Origin of the sequence: Bifidobacterium pseudolongum subsp. pseudolongum DSM 20099, assembly GCF_000771225.1 — a bacterium.
GTDB lineage: Bacteria > Actinomycetota > Actinomycetes > Actinomycetales > Bifidobacteriaceae > Bifidobacterium > Bifidobacterium pseudolongum.
Map to the genome: position 1 here is coordinate 56,301 of NZ_JDTZ01000008.1, position 23,991 is coordinate 80,291.

A 23,991-nucleotide genomic window follows, 5' to 3' on the forward strand; every position below is an offset into this window, starting at 1 on the left:
CGTCACATCCCCTTCGTTTCGTATACGGTCTGCAGTTTTTCGGCGCACGCCGGGCATATCGGCTTGTCGCCGCAGAACCTGAGGTGGTCCGCCGTCGGATGCGCGTCGATCGTCGACGCCATGCTCGCGGCGGCCGCATAGAACACGCGCGCGATCATCGTCAGGGACCAGATGAGCGTGCCCGAGTCGCCATGCGCACGCGCCGCCAGCATGTCCCAGACGGCCTCGTCCACGTCCGGCGTCTTCAGGTCGTCGAACGACTTGATGTCCGGGAACAGCACCTGCAGGCTCGATATCGCATAGGTGCCCGCCGGATCCGCGCGTTTGTGCACAGCGCCCGCGTTGAGGGCCTCGCCGTCGAACAACGGCTCCTGGTAGTGCATCTCGGCCTTGGATTTCCTTGCCGCCGGATAGGCGACCTGCGAGACGTCGAACAGCGCTGCGCGCGCGATCGGCAACCGTTCGGGGGTCCCGCCCTCTTCGATGTGCGGGAAGCGCATCGCGAGCTGGTAGCACACGAGCTGCAGGTCGTTGAAGTTCTCGGAACGGCCATGCACATGGCCGGTCTTGTAGTCGATGAGCCTCCACGTGAGCACGCCGGCTTCGTCGCGGCGCGTCTCACGGCGGTCGATGCGCCCCGTCAGGCGGATGCGCATGCGCCGGTCCCATGCGCACGGCCAGCCTCCGACGAGCGCGCCCATGATTGCGGCGAGCTGCTCGCGGTCCACTTGCATGCCGGTCGCCTTGTTGAACGCAGCCGTCACATCGGCGAGCGTGAACCGCGCGTCGAAGGATATCTCCGAGCGCGCGTCGACGAGCGCGCCGATCGTCGGCAGGCTCGCATGCGTGTACCGGCGTGGGCGCTGTTGTTTCTGCGGCTTGCGCTGGCGGCCTGTCGGCGGCACGAGGACCGTTTCGGTCGAATCGGGCCCCTGCTCGTAGATCGGCATGTTCGATCGGACGAAGTAGTCGGCGGCGTTGAGCAGCGTCCGCTCCGTGCGCTCGTCCCGCAGTCCCGCGTTGTACCGTTCGGCGTCGTCGCGCAAGGTGTCGGGGTCGATGCGCAGCGTGCGGTAGTACTCGATCATCTGCGCGGCGATGGCTTCGGCGCGCCGCGCGGCGACGGCGTCCCACGTCGCGTAGTCCGGGGATGGCCCGCGGAAACGCTCGGCGAGCTCCTCGTCCCCGAGGTCGATCCCCTCCTGGTATTCGGGCGTGTCCCAGCCGAGTTCGGTCGCGTGTTCGAGCACGGCATGCACGATCGACCCGTAGTTGAGCGTGAACGGCTGCACGGTGGGCCCGAAGAACTCACGACTCATGCGGGCGCACACCGGGCACCCCCACAGCGCGTCTACCGTCGACGGGGACAGGGTGACGGACGGTATCGGCTCATCGTCTTGGCCGTGTCCGGCCGCCCGCGGCCCCGCATCGGGTCCCGGCCGCCCGCCGCCATGCCCCTGTGGGGTGAATGGCGCATTCGAGGTGGTGGGGATCGACGCGCGCAGCGCATAGCTCACGGCGTCTCCGCCCTTGGCGGCGGCCCCATCCCCGTCATCCTGCGGTTCCGCTGGCACGGTGGCACCGCCCCACAGGTCGAGGAACGGCCAGTTGCCGGGCCCCGCATCGGTGTATCCACTCGTCGCGAGCAACGCGAGCGTCGCGATCGCGTCCTTGCCTTCTTCGCTTTCGGGGCCGGAGTCGGCAAGGCGTTCGCGCGCGAGTGCGATGATGCCACGCACGTCCGCGTCGAGCGCGTTGCCATCGCCGACGGGCGTGTATTGCCGTGTCTCCGGCGCCGCGTCGCGTATGCGGTCGAAGTATTCGGGCAGGTATCCGTAGAGGAATTCGGAAGGCACCATGTCGTCGTTGAGTGTCGCGCTCACGGTCACGCGCGTGTCGGCGCGTGTGAGCGCGACGAGGAAGCTTTTCTGCTCAGTGCCGAGCACTTCTTGCACGGCGATGCCCCGCTGCCCGCTCATCGCCTCGCGTAGTGAGTCGAGCACGCCGTACAGGCGGATGTCGACGAGGTCCTCGCCGCCGAACATCGTGTTGCGCGCCGCGAGGTTCGGCCATACGCCTTCCTGCACGCCCGGCAGCCACACATGCGCCCAATGCCTGCCGACCGACCCGGCGGGCGTCGTCAAGGTGACCGCTTCGTCGAGCGGCGCCGTCTTCGCGAGCGAATCCGCTTCGATCTGCAATTGGCGCACCTGGCTGATGAACATCGGGATCGACATCGCCGCGCCGTTGCTCGCCACGTAGTCGAACAGCCGCATCGCCACGTCGAGCCGGTCGTTTGCGGCACGCCCGGACGGGGTGTTGTACAGTGCGGCGCGCTGCCAATGGTGCGCGACGCCGCACGCGGTCCACGCGGCCTCGAGCGCGAACCTCGGCTGCGCCGCGTCCTGCTTCGTCAGAGTGCGCAATTGCGCGGCGATCTGTTCGACGCGTTTCCACAGGCGTTTGAACCGGCGTATCGGCGCGTTGCGCCCCACGTACCGCCCGTGGTCCTTCCCGGCGCCGCCCAGGCCGCATATGCGCTCGAGCGATGCGAGGACCTCCGGCGCGCCGTCCTCGGCGAGCATGAGGTACAGCGCGTCGACGCCGAACCCGACGTCATCGCCGTCATCGCCGTCGAGCACGCGCACGGGGCCTTCGGTGGCATGGGCTGCGGTGACCGCGTCACGCAACGCCGTCCACTGCCCGCGCAGCTCCTGCAGTGCCGACGGCCGCGCGTCACCGGCGGGTTCGCCGTCCACCGTGGCGCCGGCGCGGTCCTGCACGTCGGCGATCGACTGCAACGCGCGCATCGCCGTATCGATCGCGTGCATGTCCATCGGGCGCGTGGCGGCCGCGACATCCGCCGCGTCGCCGTCCTGTTTCGACGCGATGTCGAGCAGCGGGCTCGCGACGATCGCGCGCACACGGCTGCGCACGAACGCGGCGAGCTTCGCAAGCGGCAACGCGCGCCCCGCGAGGCCGTCGTTGCGCAGCTGCGCGAGCTCGATGAGCGAGAACAGGCCTTCGACAAAGGGCTCTTCGGCGAGTGGGCGCGTGACCGACGAGAACCGCACGGGAACGCCCTCCCTGCGCAGCCGTTCGCCGTATGTACGGATCGCATCGTTGTCATGCAGCACGACGGCCATGCTGTTCCACGCCATGCCATTGAGCAGATGCTCGGTCTTGATGCGCCAGACAACGTCGTCGATCTCCTCGGTGGGCGTGCGGTAGAGCGCGGCCCTGACCGAATCGTCGCCCTGCGCCACATCGACGCGGCTGATCGGGTACGCGCCGGGCAATGCGGGCATCTTCCCGGGGCGTTGCGGAACCGGCCTGAGTCCCTCCTCGCTTGTCGCGACCGACAGGCTCACGCGCGCCTGCACAACGCGCAGGTACTCATCGCCGCCGGCGTAGTCGAGCGTGACCTGCGCCGGGTGGAAACGCTCGTCGATCTGCCGGAACAGGTATTCGGGGTATGAACCGCGGAAGGACTGGACCGATTCGTCCGGGTTGCCGATGAGCAGCAGGCGTACACCCCGCGCTTGCAGCGCCTCGAGGAAGCCGAACCCGGCGAGCGTCAGGTCCTGCACGTCGTCGACGATGACGATGCGCGGCAGCCCGGATGGTTCGGCGCGGCGGGCGGCGACGATGCCGGCGACCTGCAGATAGCTGGCGTCGAGCCGGTATTCGTCCGGATAGGTCTCGCGCATCATCGCGATGTATTCGGCGCGCAGCGCGTACGCGAGCCGCCACTGGATGCGCAGCCGTTCGCCGGTCATGCCGCAGTCACCCACGGCGGCGAGCACCTCGCCTTCGGTGCTGCGGCCGGCTCCCACCTCGTCCATGCGCGCGAGCATGTCGCGCAGCTGGGCGACGAACGCGGCGTTGACGCCTTCCTCGAGGAGCGCCGCGGTCGTCGAGGCCGCCGCGTCATCGTCCTCGCCGGACTGGTCGGTGACGAAGGACATCCACCGTTCGTTCTGGAAATAGTCGCGCAGCAGACGACATGTGCCGCACACATCGCCCGCGCGCGCATGGTCGAGGTGGACGGCGAGCACACGGCGCAGCAGCACATCCTGCTCGGCGCCGTTGAGGAGCCTCGGCAACGGCAGCCCGTCATGCTCGCGCTGCGCGGCGACGAGGCGGAACGCGAGCGCGTTGAGCGTCGTCGCAGGACGCATCTGCGTGCTCACACCGACATGCCGGATGAGTTCGGGCGAATACTCGTCGGCAATACGGCGGTTCGACACGGCGAGCACGGCCCGTTGCGGGCCGAAGGACGCCATCGCCTCCTTCGCGGCGGCGAGCGCAAGGGCCGTCTTGCCGCTGCGTGGCGGCCCGACGACGAGCACGACGCCCCCTTGGCCGCCATCTTCGGCGAACAACGCGCGGATGGCCTCATCCTCCACTACTGTCTGACCCATGGGTTCCCTCCCCTTGGCCGCACCGCAGCCGGCGCGGGCGGCGAATCCGCCACCAAGCATAACGCGTCCGCGACGCGCACGCCACCACGACAGGCGGACCCGGCGCGCCCCGCTGCGTTCCGCATCGTGAATGCCGGGCCGCGCATGACCAGTTGTTCGGACACAATATATATATTGAGCAAGCAGTGGATACGCAGTACCATGCATCATGCATGCAGCACACCCGGGGGGACGGAATCGCGACTGCGCCAAGCGAATGAAGGACGGGAACCAGCCATATGCCCAACGCGACCACACATACGGCCGGGTGCAGGACCGCACCACCACGGCTCAAGGGATACCGTTATGTGGATGTCATCGGCAAAGGGTCGACCGCCCATGTCTACCGCTACCGGCAGGAAGCCACCGAACGCGACGTCGCGATCAAGGTGAGCAACACGCACCTCGACCCGAAGGCCGGCGCGCGGTTCAGCGCCGAAGCGACGTTCATGGCGTCGTTCCCGCACCCGAACATCCTCACCGTCTACGGCGCGGGCGTCACGAACGACGGCCGCAGCTACATCATCTTCGAGTACGCGCCGGGCGGCTCCGTCAAGGACATCATCGCGCAACAGGGCGTCTATCCGGTCGACAAGACACTCGACTACGGCGTGCAGCTCGCGAGCGCGCTCTATCTGGCGCACCGCAACCGCACCGTGCACCGCGACATCAAGACGAGCAACATCCTCATCACCGCGCAGGGACTGCCGGCGATCGCCGACTTCGGCATCGCGACGAGCCTGTACGACCACCGCAGCACCGGCTACTCGCCGCCGTGGGCCCCACCGGAAGTGCTTGCGTCGAACGGTTCGGGGGATGACCACAGCGACATCTATTCGCTCGCGGCGACGCTCTATGCGATGCTCGCCGGCAAATCGCCGTTTGAATACATGTATGCGCCGCATACGCTCGACGAGCTCGTCGACTGCATCATGCACAAGCCGCCGCTGCCGATCAACCGCGCCGACGTGCCGAACACCGTGCAGCGGGTGCTGCTCAAGGCGCTCAGCCCGGACCCAACGGACCGCTATTTCACGGCGCTCGAATTCGCCCGCGCGCTGCAGGAGGCCCAGATCCAGCTGTACGGCCATGCGACGCCGGTCACCGTGCAGGGCATCGAGGCGTACCCGGCGCGCGCCGCGCTTCCGGCCGCCGGCACGAACGGCGGCCTGCCGGATGCGCCCACGCCCCGGCAGAAGAACCGCAAGCCGCTCATCATCACGTCGGTCGTCGTCGCCGCGCTCGCGGCGATCGGCATCGTCTTCGCGACCGTCGTCATGCCGAACATGGACCGGTCGGCGAACACGACGGCGGCGGTCGTCAACCCGGATATGGACGGCACGCCCTCGGACGGCGGGGATCCGGATGTGACGGGGGGCGGTGCGGCGGTGCCGTCGCCGATTGAGCTTTCGGGAACCTATGCGGGCGACACCGTGAAGTTCACGTGGGGCAACCCCGACCCGCAGGACGGGGACGCGTACGCGTGGTCCGTCATCGACAGCAGTGGGTCCGCGCACGCGGGCACAAAGCTCACCAAGGACACGTCGGTGAGCGTGCCGGCGTCCAGCGGCCCCCAGACCTGCATCCAGGTGAGCATCGTGAGGAAGGACCGCCGTATGTCGTCGACGCCTGCAACCGTGTGCACTGTGAGGTGACAGCAGGTACGATGGGCAACGGGGATCCGCGGCATGCGAGAAGGAGGATGGATGACCAACAAGCGCAACACTCCCCCGACCGCCGCGCATGGCGGCTATGACCGCGGCATGCGGCTGCGGTCGATGCTCAAGGCGGATGGGCGGCCATGGCTCACACCCGTCCTCTGCCTGCTCGCCGTGACCGCCGTCATCATCGGCGCGTTCATCGTCAGTTCCGTCACCGAACGGCACGTCAAGCTCGACGACGGCACCGTGTGGGTGACGTCGCGCAACGACGGCAAGGCCGCGCGTTTCAACGTGAGGCTCCAGGAACCGGATGTGGCGGTCATCGCCTCGGGCGCGCAATTCGACGTCGCGCAGACGGACGGCGTGGCATTGCTCGACGAGGATGCCTCGGCCTCGGCGATCGACCAGGCGACGATCTCGATGGCGGACACGACGCCGACGAAGAACGGCATGCGCAGCTATGTGGGCGGCAACGCCGTCGCGATGTTCGACGCACGGCGCGGCAGCGTATGGGTCGGCACTGCAAACGATGTCAAATCGATCAGCCCCGTCGACAGCGATCCCACGATGGAACTCGGGGTGGGCGGCAAGGTCGCCGTCACGCACGACGGTACCGTCTACGGCTACCGGCCGCGCGACGCGAAAGTCCTCGCCGTCGACATCGAGCAATCCCCGCAGCCGCGCGAGGTCGCATCGCTCGCCGACGGCGGGCAGCATGCCGATTCGTTCACAGTGGTCGGCGACCGTCCGGTCATCTCCGACGGCGACCGCATCATCTGGGACAAGGGCAGCGCCGTTTTCAAGGACGCCGGTCCGCTCACACTGCAGGCGCCAAGCGCCGACGGCGGGCAGCGTGACTGGGTCGCCGCGGGCGCGCAAAGCGGACTGGCGGTCGTCGACCTCACCGCGAACGGCGGCTCGCCGCGGCTGCTCGCATCGGGGGGCAAGGGCGAAGCGGCCCAGCCGGTGTCGCTCGACGGCTGCGTCTACGGCGCATGGTCGCAGCAGTCGAACAACATGATCAAGACATGTTCGGCATCGTCCGGCGAACATTTCAAGACGCTCGAAGACGTCACGGGCACATCACAGCTCGTGTTCCGCGTCAACCACCGGTTCGTCGTGCTCAACGACGTGCTCAACGGCAACCTGTGGAACCCGGACGTCAACACGGACGTCATCAAGATCCAATGGAAAAAGATCGAGACAAAACAGGAGAACCGCGAGCAAAGCAACGACAAATCGACGAACAGCAAGCGCAATTTCGAAAAACAGTGCTCGACGCAATCCGGGCAGATCAAGGCCGAAGGCGACGAGTTCGGTGCGCGCGTCGGCTCGCACCAGATCCTCGACGTGCTGCGCAACGACGAGCAGACCGACTGCTCGGTGCTGCGCATCACCTCGGTGAGCGCACCGAAGAACGGGACGATAAGCGTCTCGCCGATCTACGACGGGCGCTATCTGCAGCTCAACGCGACCGATGCGCCGAGCGGCACGGAGACGTTCAGCTACGAGATCAGCGACGGGCGTGACCAGACGAGTTCGGCGACGGTCACACTCAAGTTCAATTCCTCCGGCAACCATGCGCCGAAACAGCACGAGACACCCGAGCAGATCGACGTTGAACAGGGCGCGAGCTACACCGGCAACGCGCTCGGCGGCTTCGTCGACGAGGACGGCGACCCGCTCACCCTCGTCGGCGCAAGCGTCGAGAACACCGAAGAGGCGACCGTAACGACGCGCGCGGACGGGCAGATCACGTTCAACGCCGGATCGATGGGCTCAGGGCGCGCCACCGTGCGGCTCACCGTCTCGGACGGCACACAGACGTGCACGGGCACGATGTATTTCGCGGTGCGCCCCGCGCACACACTGCCGGCGAGCATCGACCCGGTCGTCCGGAAGACGACACCGAACACGCCGATACAGATCGACCTCAAACCGTATGTGCACGGCACCTCGACCGATCCGGTCAAGATAACCGACGTCGACGCGCCGGACAAGACGACGGCGTCGCCGCACCCGTCGGACCTGGGATTCACATTCACGGCGCAGCAGACGGGCACCTACTACGTGCCCTACACGGCGACGCAGGGCACGGTCCCGGCGACGGGCCTCGCGCGCGTCGAGGTCGAGGTGCTCACCAAGGACGAGGCAAAGCCCGTTGCGGCGAACGACGTGGCATTGCTGAGCGCCGACAACACGGCGATCGTCGAACCGCTCACGAACGATGTGGATCCGCTTGGCGGCGTCATGTCCGTCACCGCGGTCAAAGCGCCCGCCGACTCAGGCATCAAAACAGGCATCGTCGCGAACAAACGCATCTACCTGACGGCCATGCAGGTGCCGAACGCCCCCGTCCAGGTCGAATACACGGTCGCGAACGCGGCCGGGGCGTCGACCGGCACGATCGTGCTCCAGCCGCCGGCGCTTTCCGGCGCAAGCAGCACGCCGAAAGCGAGCAACGTCGACGTCTCCGTACGCACGGGCGGCATCGTTTCGGTCGATGTGCCCGACCACGTGAGCTATGCGGACGGCACGACGATCACGTTGAGCAACAAGCTGCAGTACGATACGAGCACATTCAAGGGGCTCGTGTTCGTCGCATCCGACGTCGTGCGCTACCAGGCGCCCGACGAAGCCGGTTCGTACCCGGTGACCTACACGGTGACCGACACGCTCGGCAACAGCGCGTCCGCGACAATCACCTTCAACGTGCACCGCGCCGACGCCGAGACGAAGGCCGCCGCCAGCCCGAAGGACGTGGAGGCGCAGGTGGCCGCGGGGCAGAAGATCCGCATCCCGGTCACACTGCGCGGCATCGACAACGACGGCGACGACGTGCTGCTGCTCGGACTCGGCAACACGGTGCCCAAACTCGGCCGCATCAGCGAGGTCGGCGCCGACTACCTCGTCTACGAAGCGTACGAGGATTCCTCGGGAACCGACGAATTCAGCTACGCGGTCGAGGACTGGACCGGGCGGCGCTCGCAGGCGACCGTGCGCGTCGGCATCTTTCAAAGCGGCACGCAATCGAATGTCTACGCGCGCGACGACACGGTCACGCTCCGCCCGAACACGGCGGCGACGGTACCGGTGCTGCTCAACGACGTCTCGAGCGACGACAGCAAGGTCACCGTCTCGAAGGACCTCGAGGCGCAGGGCATCGAGAACGCGACCGTGACGAACGACATGGTGGCGTTCACGACCCCGGACACGGCCGGCACCGCCTACATCATCTACACAATCAGCAACAAGGCCGGCCTGACCGACCGTGCGACGCTCACGGTCAACGTCGATCCGAAAGCGCCGATCGAACCGCCGACCGCCTACGACTACCATGTTCCCGCGATCGCGACGATCGACAAGCGGTCGGTCGATGTCGATGTCTCGGGATTCATCGCGAACCCCTCCGGCACGAGCGACGTGCTCGAGGTCGGCGTCGATGAATCGGCGCGCGACCACGCCCATATGGTGCCCGGCAAGAAGACGACGATCTCGATCGAACTGACCGACATGGCGCGCGCGGTGCCCTACACCGTCACGAACACGGAGCACACCATCACGTCGACGGCGTTCATCATGGTGCCGGCGTACGGCGTGTTCCCCCCGCAGTTGCGCCCGAAGGCGCCCGCGCTGAGCGTCAACGCCGGATCGTCGATCACGATCAACATCGCGGACTATGTGCGCGTCGGCGTCGGCAAGACGGCCGTCGTCGAGAAGGATTCGGTGAGCGCGACGAAGGCCGCGGACAACGACCTCTTCGTCAACGACCACACGCTCAAATTCACTGCGGCGAAGGACTACGGCGGCCCCGCGTCGATCACCTTCACGGCGACCGATGGCAAACGCGAAGGCGCGGGCAACGTCAGGATCGTCAATTCATCGGTCATCACGCTGCCGATAACCATCATCGGGCATGACGTGCCGGCGCCGACGTTCTCGTCGACGACGATCGACGTCGTGGCGGGCGAAAACGCGACGACGATCGACCTGCGCGCGCTCACCCACACGACGGAATCCGATGAGGACGCGAAGTTCAGGTATTCAGGCGGGGCGTCGAGCGGAGGCATCACGGCGAACGTGACGGCCGACGGCAAGCTCGCCGTGAGCGCCGAGAAGACGGCCAGGCCCGGGGCGACAGCGTCGATCCCGATCTCGATCGCGTACGGCGACAACGGCGGGGTCGTGCAGGCGGGCGTGACCGCGCGTGTGACGGCGTCGACACGGCCGCTCGCACGCGTCAACGGCACGACGATGCAGATCAAGGCCGGCGAAACGAAAACCGTCGACGTGCTCGCGGACGCCTATAACCCCTTCCCTGACACGCCGCTCAAGATCATGTCCACCGCTGCCAACGACGGCGGCAAGCTCGCCGTGTCCGTCGAAGGATCGAGGATCTCGGTGAAGGCCGCGCAAGGCATCGGCGCGTCCTCGACGCGCGTCACCGTGACCGTCGGAGATGCGACAGGCAGCGCGGACCGCCAGGTGACGGCGACCTACACGTTCTCGGTCGTCGACAAGCCGGACGCGCCCATCCTGTCTCCCGTCGCAGGCGCGGCGCAGGACAGCGCCGTCGCGCTGTCCTGGACGCCGGGCAATGCGAACGGCAGCCCGATCACCGACTACGAGGTCGCGTGGAAGGACGGCAAGCAGTCGTGCGGCGCCGCGACCACATGCCAGATCACCGGGCTCAGGAACGGCACCGCGTACACGTTCACGGTGCGCGCGAAGAACGACGTCGGCTGGTCCGATTCGTCGAAACCCGTCAGCGCCACGCCCGACAAAGTGCCCGACGCCCCGGAGAACGTCCAGGTGACGGGCGGCTACAAGAAAGTGCACGTGTCCTGGAGCGCCCCGAAATCCACGGCGAGCGCACCGACCGGGTACACAGTCACCATCAACGGCGTGCAGCACCCCTCGGAGGGCACGCGCACGAGCATGGACCTCGATCTGGGTGACGGGCAGATCGGCGACGGCAAGTTCTCGGCCACGGTGAGCGCGACGAACAAGGTCGGCACCGGCAAGCCGAGCGCGGCCGCCACGACATCGGGCGTCTATGGGGACCCGGACGCCCCGGCCGTCACGGTCAGGCAGGATGGCGACACTGTCCTCGTCTCGACGAAAACGGGCGATCTGCGTGGCGCCGGATGCTCGTCGATCGACATCGTGGGCCATGGCCCGGTCGGATGCGGCGCATCCATGAAGATCCCAATCACGCATGACATGTACTTCAACGACTTCAGTGTCGAAGCGGTGCTCAAGCCCGCGAAGCGCGGTGCGGCCGAAGCGAGGGCGTCGTCGAACACGGTCAGGATCACGGCGGACACCGGCGCCGTCACAATCACCGAGGTGGGAAACGACGGCGGCGACACCTGCACGGCGTCTTGGTCGCACAGCGGCAAAGTCGATGACGTGCTTATCTCGTTCGGCACGCAATCCGGTGTCAGGAGCGCCACCGGTTCCGCCATGGTGAACATCAGACCGTGGGAGCGGTGCCCGACGATCACGGTGACCCCGCAATTCAAAGGCCAGCAAGGCGCGCCCGTCAGCAAGGAGAACAACTACGTCCACAAGACCGCACCGGAGATGAGGCCGCCCGACCACCTCTTGCTCACATGGAGCCAGAGCGACCGCAACACGCTCCTGATCGACAACAGGGGCATCGCGAACGGGTACGACAACACCCTGATCTACGAGCTCACGGTGGACGGCAACGAAATGCAGACCTTCCGTGCAGCGTTCCCTGCCGAAATCAAGGTGAACGAGTCCACGGGCGACCACGCGCGCTGGACGTTGACGGCGACGATCGAAGGCACGGACCTGAAAGGCACGGTCAGCGGCCACATCAGCCTGATACCGAACCGCAAGCCGGAGCCCGCACCCACGCCATCGCCGAGCCAACCGACGCCGACCCCCTCGCCTTCGCCCAGCAGCCAGGTGCAGTCGAGCGGGTTCCTCACACGAGGCGGCCTGCCGCATCCGGTGTTCGGCGCATGGCCCCACCCAAGCCAACCAATCGCCCATACCCACTAATCCCCATACCTACCAATCAAGGAGTCAACCGATGACGGAACACGCCGACGACCCGAACCAGCAGGACATCGCCGCGGAGACGGTGCTCGCGCAGCCGCATGCCTCAACGGTCGAGAAGACAGCCACCACGACAGCGGATGAGACGGTGCTCGCAGGCGGCATGGCGACGACGCCTTCAGTGCCGCATGTCGCCATGCCGGACCTGCCGCCGCGCGACGTGTCCGCACACACGCCCATGCCAAACGTCACGCCTCCCGTCGCCGCGACGCCGGCAGAGACCCCAACCCCCGTGCGCCATGGCGGCGCCATGCCGCCGAGCGGCGCAGGCCAGGCGAACAACGATGAGATCACGGCGTTCAACAGTCGTTTCGCGGCGATCGTCGGCAATGTCTCGCAGGTCGTCGTCGGCAAGGAGGCGCCCATCCGCCAATGCGTCACCGCGCTCGTCGCCGGCGGGCACGTACTGCTCGAAGACAACCCGGGAACAGGCAAGACGCAGCTTGCGCGCGCGATCGCGAACTCGATCAGCGTCCCGTTCAAACGCATCCAGTTCACCCCCGACCTGCTGCCGTCGGACGTCGTCGGCGTCACGTTCTACGACCAGAAGACCGGCGAATTCAGCTTCCGCGAAGGCCCGATTTTCGCCTCCATCGTCCTCGCCGACGAGATCAACAGGGCATCGCCGAAAACACAGTCCGCGATGCTCGAGGTCATGGAGGAGCAGAAGGTGACGGTCGACGGCCACACGCACCCCGTGCCGCAGCCGTTCATCGTCATCGCGACGCAGAACCCGGTCGAACAACTCGGCACCTACAAACTGCCCGAAGCGCAGATGGACCGTTTCCTCATCAAAACGACGATCGGCTACCCGTCGACCGAACACAGCCTCGACATCCTGCGCCAGGTCAACATAACCGACCGTGCGGGCGAGATCACGGCCGTCGCTTCCGGCGGCGACATCCTCGCGATGCGCGCGACCGCGAACAAGGTCAGGGTCGACGACTCGATCCTCGAATACATCATGCGCATCGTCGAAAGCACACGGCACGACGAGAACATCGCCGTCGGCTCGTCGATGCGCGGCGCGCTCGCGCTGACGCGGTGCGCGCGCGTATGGGCCGCCGCCGACGGACGCGAATACGTCATCCCGGACGATGTCAAGGCGCTCGCCGTACCGGTCCTCGCGCACCGCATCATGCTCACCTCGGACGCCGTGTTCTCCTCGAGCACGCCCGAAGCCGTCCTCGAACGCCTCCTCGGCGAGATCCCGGCCCCACAGCTCGGCGCCAACTGATCCGCCCGGCAATCCCCCGTCCACCCCGCTCACCGGAAGGTTTTGATCATGACCGATTCCGCGGCCCGTACGAGGCAGCGCAGACGCGCGTTCATACGCGGCTGGAACCGCTGCATCCGCCGCGTGCGGCATGCCGTCACCGCCTACGTCTCGCCCCTCGGATGGACGGCGATCGCGCTCGCTGCTGCCGGACTCGCGCTGTTCCTCACACTCGGCTACGCGGAGGCGCTCGCGATATGCCTCGTGCTCACCGCGATGCTGCTCGCCGCGCTCGTGCTGTCTATCGGCAACACGTCGTTCGACGCGGCGATCAGCGTCACCGACCGGCGCGTCAACGTCAACGACGTCGTTTCGGTGCAGGTGGACGTCTCGAATCCGGGCACGACGCCGACCGCGAGCGCACGCGCCGACCTGCCGCTCGGCGACGAGCACGAGCGCTTCGGCATACCGATGCTCGCACCACGCCAGTCGAAACAGACGACGGTCACGTTCACTGCGCTGTCGCGTTCCGTGCTTACCGTCGGCCCGCTCACGATCCGCAAGGGCGACCCGTTCGGTCTCATGCGCCATGAGCACCGGCTCGCCGACCATTTCAACGTCTACATCCATCCGAAGATCGTCATGCTCGGTTCGCTGCATGCCGGCATCCCGCGCGACCTCGAAGGCAACCCGAGCGGCGACATCGTCGACGACGACCTCGATTTCCACGGCCTGCGCGAATACGAGCTGGGCGACGATGTGCGGCACGTCCATTGGCTCAGCTCGGCGCGTACACGCACGCTCATGCTGCGCCAATACGAGGCGACGCGCCGCACCGACACGTCGGTGACGCTCGACGTCAATCCGGACGACTACATGAGCAAGGACGAGTTCGAACTCGCGGTGAGCGTGCATGCGTCGATCGGCGTCCAGGCGCTACTCGAGGACCGGCCACTCTACACGCACGTGTCGCAGTCGAACCTCAACCCCCGCAACCCGATGGAGCTGCTCGACGCATGCAGCGCGATCACGCCGGATTTCCATGACAGCCGCAACCTTGCGCAGGCCGCGCTCGCGACGACCCCGGACGCGTCGTTCTTCTGCTTCACGGTGGGGCATGCGAAACCCCTCGACGACATCCGCCGCATGATGATGGCGCTGCCGCCGAGCGCGACGTGCCTTGTGCTGCAGACGACGCCGAACGAGCCGCGCACCCTGCGCCGGTTCCCCGATTTCACGCTGGCGACCGTCCGCACGCTCGACGACCTTCCGCAGATCATGGGGGCGTTGCGATGATCACGACACCCCACACGCCTTCCATGACCGCCGACATGTCGTTGACCTCGGCGGGCACGCACACCTCGACCGAAACCGGTTCGTGGGCGATGACGACGCATTCTGCCATCTGGTCGACGAACACGGGCAGGCCCACGCACCGCGCCGTCCGCGAACAGACGGCGGTGCGCCCCGCGCTCGTCTCGTGTGCGGTCATCGCCACCGTCACGTTGCTGTGCGCCGCGAACCTCGTCGATGTCTATGGATCGTTCGCGCTGTGGGCCGCCGCCGCGGTCCCGGCCGCCGCGGCCGGCGCCGCGATCGCCTTCGCCGGCGTTTTCCCCGCCCTGCGCCTGTGGTGGCAGTTGGTCTTCCTCGTCGTCGCGCAGTGGGTCGTCGGCCCCGTCGTATGCCTCAACACCACGACGGTCGGCAGGGTCGTCCCGTCGCTCGAGACCTTGCGGCTTGGCTGGACCGGGACCTTCGGATCGTTCAAATACCTCATCGCGATCGAACCGCCGGTGGGCGATGCGCAGGGCGCGATGCTCGCCGTGTGGACGCTGTGCCTGTGGACCGCGGCGATCGCGGGATTCTTCGCGCTGCTGCCCGACGCGCGGTGGTCGTTCGTGTCGATCGTGCTTGAAATCGCGGCGTTGTGCGCCTGCGCACTGCTCGGCACGTCAACGGGCGTCGCGCGCATCCCCTGCGGCATCATGTTCACCCTCATCCTCATCGTCTGGCTGTCGTGGAGGATGCGGATGTTCGAGCCGGGACGGTGGATCAGCGCCGGTGTCATCGTCGTGCTCGCCGCCGCCACCGCGTTCGGCGGCTGCCTGCTCGTGCCGGCCGACCGCACGATCCTGCGCGACCACTATGAGCCCCCGCTCAGCCCGAACGACTACACGAGCCCATTGAGCACGATGCGCGCATACATCAAGTCGTACCGGGACACCACGGTGCTGAGCGTACGGAACCTTCCCGAAGGCACCGGGGTGCGCCTCGCCGTCATGGACCGCTTCGACGGCAACGTATGGAACCTCTCCGATTCCCGGTCATCGGGGGATTCGGCGAACTACACGCGCGTCGGCACGTCGATCGACAACCACACGAAAGGCAAGGCATTCACCGCCGAATTCACCGTGCACGACGGCCTCGGCGATGACTGGCTGCCGCTCGCCGGCGCGGCCACATCGGTGCGGTTCAGCAACAAGAAGCACACGGAGGCGTTCTACTACAACGCCGGCACCCGTTCCGGGCTGTTGCGCGGCGGGGTCGCCAAGGGGCTGACGTACACGGAAACCGGCATCATCCCCGACGAACCGGACGACAAGCAGATCGCCGAGGCGGAAGCCGCGCGTATCGAGCAACCGAAGGCCGAGGATGTGCCGAACGAAGTGGGCAAGTTCGCGTCGGCGACGGCCGGCGGTCGGTCGCATGGCGGCGAGACGGCCCAGCAGCTTGCCTCGATGCTCAAAGAGGAAGGCTGGTTCTCGCATGGCCTCGGATCGGACTACGCCTCGAGCCCCGGCCACGGCAACCACCGCCTCACGCAGCTGCTCGGCGGCGAAATGGTCGGCGACAGCGAACAGTACGCGTCGGCGATGGCGCTGATGGCACGCGAACTCGGCCTGCCGAGCCGCGTCGTCCTCGGCTTCCTACCGAAAGACAAGGACGGCAGCATCACCAATGCGCGCACGGAAACTCATGGGGATGGCACGGTCATCGATTTCACCGGCAACGACGTGACGGCATGGGTCGAGATCAACCTCGACCGCTACGGCTGGGTGCCGTTCTACCCGACGCCGAAGGAGACGAAGACACCTGACGACGACCAGAACCTCACCCCGCCGAACCCGCAGAACCTCGTGAGGCAGCCCCCGTTGCCCCTCACCGACCCATTGCGCGACGAGACGAACACGACGAGCCAATCATCGTTCGGCGGGACCGAAGCCGCCGAAACACCCACACCATCGAAATGGGCGCAAGCGGGCCGTGCCATCGGCCAAGTCGCGCTCTACGGCTCGCCCGTGTGGGCGCTGCTGCTCGTGGGTGGCGCGATCCTGCTCGGCAAGGCGGTCCAGCTCGCATTGCTGCGCAAGCGCGGCACCCCGCAGACACGCATGGCCTCGGGATGGCAGTCGGTCGCCGTGCTCGCGCTCCAAAGCGGCGTCGACGTGCATGGCACGCGGCGCGAACAGTCGCAGCAGATCGCCGAACAACTCAAGCTTGATCCGGATGCGCTGCGCTCCGCGTGCAGTCAAGCGGATTACGCCACGTTCTCCGGGCAGGGCATGAGCGATGCGCAGGCGGCGTCATACTGGGAGGGCATCGACGAACTGCGCGCGGCGATGCTCGCGGCCCTCCCCCGCATGCGACGTTGGCGGACGAAGCTCTCACTGCGTGGCCTGCGGCGGATGAAGCCCGCTGACGTGACGGCGAAATACCATAAGGCGCAGGCCAAGGCACAGCCCCGGCAGGGCGACGGCAGCGCGCAGGCGCCCGACCAGCATACGAAACGCCGGTTCTCACATGCACGGCACTGACAGTGGCGTGCGAACTCAACAAGGAAGGACGCGCATGCAACAGGCGGTCATCAGCGTCGCCGCGCTCACCGACATCGGTCGCAAGCGCCGCACGAACCAGGACAGTTGGCTCGCCGAGCGCGGCGTCTACATGGTCTGCGACGGCATGGGCGGCGAATCGGGCGGCGAACGCGCCAGTGCGATCGCCGTCGAGGAGCTCGCGCATCTCGCACAGGACGCGCACCGTACGCGCCTGTCGATCGACGATGCGCTCGAGCGCGCGCAGTCGCGTACGCGCGCGCTCGGACTGACGCTCGGGGGCATCGCCGGGACGACGGTCACCGGCATCGTGTTGCCGCAGTGGTTCGCTTCCGCAGGAACACACGGCGGCGAACGGACGCATGCGCCGCACCATCCGCAGCACAGCGCGCAATACCACGCGACCGCCGCATTCGACACGATCGAAGACCTGCGCCCTCTTCCCCCGTTCGGGCAGGACTGGGACGCGACGCAGCCGGGCGCGGACAACGCGAACGAAGCAGCGGACCATGCCAAGGAGGCCGCCGATGCCGCGCGCTTCGGCGAGCATCGTGCGGACATCGCGCCGGATGCATGGTCGATCGCGATCCGGCAGTTGCTTCCGGACACAGGGCCGCGCAAATGCTATGTCGTCAACATCGGTGATTCACGCACCTACCATATGTCTCCTGGCTCCGACGGACGTTGGGACGCCGCGTCGCTCACCCAGATCACCCGGGACCATTCCCGCCGTCAAGAGGCGATCGATTCCGGGGAGATGACCCCCGAGGAGGCGGAACGCGTGATCGCGCGCAACGTCATCACGCAGTGCGTCGGCGCTCCGATGGGCATCGATCCGGACATCTTCATGGCCGACGCCTCCGGCCGGTTCATCATATGCTCGGATGGGTGCCACAGCGAGATCGGCGATGCTACGATGGCAACCATTGCGGCACGGCACGATACCGCCGACGCCGCGGCCCGGGCGCTCATCGACGCGTCGCTCAACGCCGGCGGTGACGACAACGTCACCGTCATCGTCGTCGACATGCCGGCGCACGCCGCACATGCGGAGGAATGGACGTATGGGAGGCTTGGAGACGATGAGGAGCCCGTAGACATAGGCGACGCCACGGTGGAAACACGAGGTGACACCATCGTCGACCATCACAATTCAATACGATAACCATATGGTCACCAGGCCGGACCCCACATATTCGATGGCCGAGCAACTGGTGACGGGAAAGAGAGAAACCATGGTCAGTTATGATGACGCCGTCGCGATCATCCAGGATCCGCAGGCGGATCCGGTCACGCTCGCGAAAGTGGCATATGAGAACCCGGAGTTCGGCGCGAATGTCGCCGCGCATCCACGCGCGTACCCGGGGCTGTTGCGCTGGATCGCGCAGTTCGGTGACGAGCGCGCGCGCAAAACCGCCGCGCAGCTCGGATACGAGACGCAACTCGGCCCCATCGAGGACCGTCAGGTCGACGACGTGGCGCTCGCCGAAGCCGCCGAGCACACGCCCGCGGCGTCCGACTACGCGGAACCCCAGCCACAACCCGTGTCGTTCGATTCAGTCCCGCGCACCGGCGTCGATATGCTCAGCGAACACTTCGACAACATCGGTATGGAAGCGCATACCGCCGCCACCGACTCCCCGGCCACGGATTCGCCAGCGGCGGACGCCGCGCCGCAACAGCAGATCCAGGCGACGAACCCGTACGGATTCACGGCGGAAACGGCGATGACGACGGCCGATACCGGCGTCATGCAGCAGATCGCGCAGTACGCGCCCGAACTGCATCCGGCGCTCGCGCTCAATCCGTACCTGTATCCGGAGCTGCTCACATGGCTCGGCATGCTCGGGGAACCGGCGACGAACGCGGCGCTCGCGCAACGCCCGCAACGCTGATCCAATACGATGGGGCGGGGTTGCGATGGTGTTCATCGCAGCCCCGCCCCATTATGGTCGCCTGCAGGTGCCGTTGACGCGGTTTTTATGCCTCCGTCGCCTCGAAATCGAAGATCTGGTCGCCGATGCGCACTTTGCACGGTGCCGTGAGCACCGTCGGCGTGCCTTTGACGACCTGGCGCTCGCCGTCATCCCCGATGACATACGTGCCATTGAGCGAACCATAGTCCTCGATCCACACCGAACCGTCCTGGTCGAAGCTGATCGCCGCATGGTTGCGGGAGACGGTGCGTGTCGGGTCGACGAGCCGCACCGACTTCGCGCCTTGGGGAATGTCCTGCGACGGTTTGCGCCCCATGAGCACACCCATGTCGACGAGGATGTTCTGCCCGGTGATCTCATTGACAAGACGGTAGCTTTTGCGCGGCTCCTTCTTCATGAACGCCGTCGACAACACGGTGCCGTCCCATTCGCTGCCGCCTTCCGCGCCCTCTTCAGCGGTGTATTCGAGGTCGTCACCGAGATGCGCGTTGAAGGAGTCATCCGGTATGGCCGTGGGATGTTCGGACGTCGCCATGTCGGGGTGTTCGGGGACGAGCATGCCCGTTTCGACTGCGTCGTCGGCGTACCACCCCATTTCCGGAGCCGGAGGATACGGTAGTTTCTGCATACGTCCAGTCTTATCACACCATCCCGGAAATCCACGCGTGCGCGCAACTGCGCGGACGGCGATGCAAATGGCCCCTTCCCGCATGCGGGAAGGGGCCGTTCATGCCGGTGTCGGATCAGACGTCGAGGTCGTCACCGAAGTCCGGGCCGAGGTCGGCCTGGCCACCGTCGTCGTTCAGGAAGTCGTCCGGGTTGAAGTCGTCACCGAGCTTCAGGTCGCCGAAATCGATGTTCGAGAAGTCCACGTCGCTCAGGTCGGAGTCGGAGAAGTCGCCGCCGAGCGCGTCGTCGCCGAGGCCGAAGTTCGGGTAGATCGTCTCGCGGATCGCCTTGTCGGGCTCCACGACCGCGTTGCGGTAGCGTGCCAGACCGGTGCCCGCCGGGATGAGCTTGCCGATGATGACGTTCTCCTTGAGGCCCTTGAGGTCGTCTTCCTTCTCGCTCAGGGCGGCTTCGGTGAGCACGCGCGTCGTCTCCTGGAACGAGGCCGCGGACAGCCACGAATCCGTGGCGAGCGAAGCCTTGGTGATGCCCATGAGCTCCGGACGGCCGGCAGCCGGACGGCCGCCTTCCGCCACCGCCGCGCGGTTCGCCTCAAGGAAGCGGCTGCGGTCCACGAGCTCGCCCGGCAGCAGGCTCGTGTCGCCGGAGTCGATCACGGTGATGCGGCGCAGCATCTGGTGCACGATGACCTCGATGTGCTTGTCGTGGATATCCACACCCTGCGAGCGGTACACGTTGTGCACCTCTTCGACGATGTTCTGCTGGGCGGCGTTCGGGCCGAGGATGCGCAGGATCTTCTTCGGGTCCACGGAACCCTCGATGAGCTGCGTGCCGGCCTCCACATGCTCGCCGTCCTTCACGAGCATCGGCGCACGGCGCGTCACGCCGTACGTGATCGGTTCCTCCGCACCGTCGTCCGGCGTCAGGACCACCTGGCGGCCGCGCTCGGTGTCCTCGACCTTGATCGTGCCGGCGAACTCGGCGATCGGCGCCTCGCCCTTCGGCGTACGCGCCTCGAAAAGCTCGGTGACACGCGGCAGACCCTGCGTGATATCGGACGCCGAAGCGACGCCGCCGGAGTGGAACGAACGGAGCGTCAGCTGCGTGCCGGGTTCGCCGATCGACTGCGCCGCGACAATGCCGACGGCCTCGCCGACGTCCACGAGCTTGTTCGTGGCGAGCGACCAGCCGTAGCACTTCGCGCACACGCCGCGCTTCGATTCGCATGTGAGCACGGAGCGGCCCTTGACCTCTTCGACGCCATGCGCCACGAGGTCGTTGAGCACGTCCATCGACAGCGCGTCACCCGCGTGGTAGAGCACGGTCTCGCCGTCGGCGGGGTCGATCACGTCGGCCGCGAGCAGACGCGAGTACGGGCCGCCGTCGGCCGCCTTGACGAGCACGAGGTTGCCGGCGTCATCACGCTCGGCCACCTTCATCGTCAGGCCGCGCTTCGTGCCGCAGTCCTCTTCGCGCACGATGACTTCCTGCGAGACGTCCACGAGACGGCGGGTCAGGTAGCCCGATTCCGCCGTACGCAGTGCCGTATCGGCCAGACCCTTGCGCGCGCCGTGCTGCGAGATGAAGTACTCGAGCACGGACAGGCCTTCGCGGTAGTTCGACTTGACCGGTCGGGGGATGATCTCGCCCTTCGGGTTCGCCACGAGGCCTCGCATACCCGCAATCTGGCGGATCTGCATCCAGTTGCCTCGCGCACCCGACTGCACCATGATGTTCACGTTGTTGTCGTCGTGGAAGTTCTCACGCATGGCCTCGGCCACCTTGTCGGTGCACTCGGTCCACAGGTTGATCAGTTCCTGACGGCGTTCCTCTTCCGTGAGCAGGCCAAGGTCGTACTGGCTGTTGACCTTGGCGGCCTCGTCCTCGTAGCCCTTGATGATCTCGGTGCGCTCCGGTGGGGCGACGATGTCGGAGAACGCCATCGTCACGCCGGACCACGGCGCGCGGGTGAAGCCCAGGTCCTTGAGGGCGTCGAGCGTCGCGGCCACCTGCTGCGTCGAGTAGCGGGTCGCGATGTCGTCGACGATCTTGGAGAGCTTGCCCTTCGGCGCCTGCTCGTTGATGAACGGGTAGTCCACCGGCAGCGTCTCGTTGAACAGGATGCGGCCCATCGAGGTGGCGAACAGCACCGAACCGTCGGCGAAGCGCTCCTCCTTGACCACGTCCGGGCTACCCGGCTCGGGGTCGACGACCGTGAGCTCGCCCGGTTCCCAATCCTTGGGCAGCACGAAGTCCCCGGGCAGGCGGATGAGCACCTTGGCCTGCATGTCGATCTCGTGCTTGTCGAGCGCCATCTGCGCTTCGTCGAGCGATGAGAACACGCGGCCCTGGCCCTTGGCGCCGTCCACGACGGTGCTCAGGTAGTACAGGCCCAGGATCATGTCCTGCGAAGGCATCGTCACGGTGTGGCCGTCGGCCGGCTTGAGGATATTGTCGGACGCCATCATGAGCGAACGCGCCTCCGCCTGCGCCTCGGCGCTCAGCGGCAGGTGCACGGCCATCTGGTCGCCGTCGAAGTCCGCGTTGAACGCGGCGCACGCGAGCGGCGGCAGGTGGATCGCCTTGCCTTCCACGAGGATCGGCTCGAAGGCCTGGATGCCCAGACGGTGCAGCGTAGGCGCACGGTTGAGCAGCACCGGGTGCTCCGAGATGACCTCTTCGAGCACGCCCCAGACCTCGGCGTCACCGCGGTCCACGAGACGCTTGGCGCTCTTCATGTTCTGCGCGTAGTTGAGGTCCACGAGACGCTTGATCACGAAGGGCTTGAACAGCTCGAGCGCCATCGGCTTCGGCAGACCGCACTGGTGCATGCGCAACGACGGGCCGACGACGATCACGGAACGGCCCGAGTAGTCCACACGCTTGCCGAGCAGGTTCTGGCGGAAACGGCCCTGCTTGCCCTTGAGCATGTCGGAAAGCGACTTGAGCGGGCGGTTCGAGGCGCCGGTCACCGGGCGGCCGCGGCGGCCGTTGTCGAACAGCGAGTCGACGGCCTCCTGCAGCATGCGCTTTTCGTTGTTGAGCATGATCTCGGGCGCGCCAAGCTCGATGAGGCGCTTGAGGCGGTTGTTGCGGTTGATCACGCGGCGGTACAGGTCGTTGAGGTCGGACGTGGCGAAACGGCCGCCGTCGAGCTGCACCATCGGGCGCAGGTCCGGCGGGATGACCGGGATCACGTCGAGCACCATGGCCTCCGGCTTGTTGTCGGTGGTCAGGAACGCGTTCACGACCTTGAGGCGCTTGAGCGCGCGGGCCTTGCGCTGGCCCGTGCCGGTTTCGATCTCCTCGCGCAGCTCCTTGGCCGCGGCTTCGAGGTCGAAGTCCTGCAGGCGCTTCTTGATCGCCTCGGCGCCCATGCTGCCTTCGAAGTAGTCGCCGTAGCGGTCCTCCATCTCGCGCCACAGGTCCACGTCGTTTTCCATGTCGCCGGGCTTGAGGTCCTTGAACTTGCTGAAGACGGCGCCCAGGCGCGCGATCTGGTCGTCGTAGCGCTGGCGGATCGCCGCCATATCGCGCTCGGCGCCGTTGCGCAGCTTGGTCTTCGCGCTCTGCTTGACCTCGCCTTCGGCTTCGAGTTCGGCCAGGTCGGCCTCCACCTTCTTGGCGCGCTCCTCGATCTCGTTGTCGCGGCGGCGCTCGAGGTTCTTCACCTCGGTGTCGAACTCGTCCTGCAGGTCCGGCAGGTCCTGGTGACGGGCCTCATCGTCGACCTTCGTGACCATGTACGACGCGAAGTAGATGACCTTCTCGAGTTCCTTCGGCGCAATGCCGAGCAGGTAGCCGAGGCGGCTCGGCACACCCTTGAAGAACCAGATGTGGGTCACCGGGGCGGCGAGCTCGATGTGGCCCATGCGCTCACGGCGCACACGGCTGCGGGTGACCTCCACACCGCAGCGTTCGCACACGATGCCCTTGAAGCGCACGCGCTTGTACTTGCCGCACGCGCACTCCCAATCGCGGGTCGGCCCGAAGATCTGCTCACCGAACAGACCGTCCTTCTCCGGCTTGAGGGTGCGGTAGTTGATGGTCTCCGGCTTCTTGACCTCGCCGTAGCTCCATCCGCGAATATCGTCGGCGGTAGCCAGACCGATTTTCAGTTTGTCAAATGCGTTGACGTCCAGCACTTACTGTTCCTGT

Annotated in this window: 10 protein-coding genes; 7 read left to right on the forward strand and 3 right to left on the reverse strand. The window is 66.6% G+C overall.

Translation table 11 applies throughout. The features are described 5' to 3' along the window. Window positions 1-2 precede the first annotated feature (2 nt). The gene (locus OU02_RS06310; protein WP_033489424.1) at window positions 3-4,424 is read right to left on the reverse strand and encodes a PD-(D/E)XK nuclease family protein; all 4,422 of its coding nucleotides are present in this window, start codon (window positions 4,422-4,424) and stop codon (window positions 3-5) included. Between the two features lie 278 nt (window positions 4,425-4,702). Between OU02_RS06310 and OU02_RS06315 the strand changes: the two genes are divergently transcribed. From OU02_RS06315 to OU02_RS06350, 7 genes are all read left to right on the forward strand, one after another. Further along, the gene (locus OU02_RS06315) at window positions 4,703-6,118 is read left to right on the forward strand and encodes a serine/threonine-protein kinase (protein WP_033489425.1); all 1,416 of its coding nucleotides are present in this window, start codon (window positions 4,703-4,705) and stop codon (window positions 6,116-6,118) included. Between the two features lie 51 nt (window positions 6,119-6,169). Continuing rightward, window positions 6,170-12,157: an Ig-like domain-containing protein gene (locus OU02_RS06320; RefSeq protein ID WP_051918401.1), complete on the forward strand. Its 5,988-nt coding sequence runs from the start codon at window positions 6,170-6,172 to the stop codon at window positions 12,155-12,157. A 31-nt stretch (window positions 12,158-12,188) separates the two neighbouring features. Continuing rightward, window positions 12,189-13,451: an AAA family ATPase gene (locus OU02_RS06325; RefSeq protein WP_033489426.1), complete on the forward strand. Its 1,263-nt coding sequence runs from the start codon at window positions 12,189-12,191 to the stop codon at window positions 13,449-13,451. A 48-nt stretch (window positions 13,452-13,499) separates the two neighbouring features. Continuing rightward, window positions 13,500-14,726: a DUF58 domain-containing protein gene (locus OU02_RS06330; RefSeq protein WP_033489427.1), complete on the forward strand. Its 1,227-nt coding sequence runs from the start codon at window positions 13,500-13,502 to the stop codon at window positions 14,724-14,726. Further along, window positions 14,723-17,248 (forward strand): transglutaminase TgpA family protein, encoded by a 2,526-nt coding sequence (locus OU02_RS06335; protein WP_238552197.1) that lies wholly within the window; start codon window positions 14,723-14,725, stop codon window positions 17,246-17,248. Before OU02_RS06330 ends, OU02_RS06335 begins: the two co-directional genes overlap by 4 nt. Window positions 17,249-17,282: 34 nt before the next feature. Beyond that, on the forward strand, window positions 17,283-18,431 hold the full coding sequence (locus OU02_RS08375) for a PP2C family protein-serine/threonine phosphatase (protein ID WP_051918402.1): 1,149 nt from the start codon (window positions 17,283-17,285) through the stop codon (window positions 18,429-18,431). Window positions 18,432-18,501: 70 nt separating this feature from the next. Then, entirely contained in the window at window positions 18,502-19,161 is a 660-nt protein-coding gene (locus OU02_RS06350) for a variant leucine-rich repeat-containing protein (RefSeq protein WP_033489428.1), read from the forward strand. Between the two features lie 85 nt (window positions 19,162-19,246). Here the strand turns inward: OU02_RS06350 and OU02_RS06355 are convergent, their stop codons facing one another. Both OU02_RS06355 and OU02_RS06360 read right to left on the reverse strand, forming a co-directional pair. Then, window positions 19,247-19,831, reverse strand: coding sequence for an FHA domain-containing protein (locus OU02_RS06355; RefSeq protein WP_033489429.1), 585 nt, complete (start codon window positions 19,829-19,831; stop codon window positions 19,247-19,249). 115 nt (window positions 19,832-19,946) lie between these two features. Then, a complete protein-coding gene (locus OU02_RS06360; protein WP_033489430.1) occupies window positions 19,947-23,978 on the reverse strand; it encodes a DNA-directed RNA polymerase subunit beta' in 4,032 nt (1,343 codons plus the stop codon). Window positions 23,979-23,991: the final 13 nt, after the last annotated feature.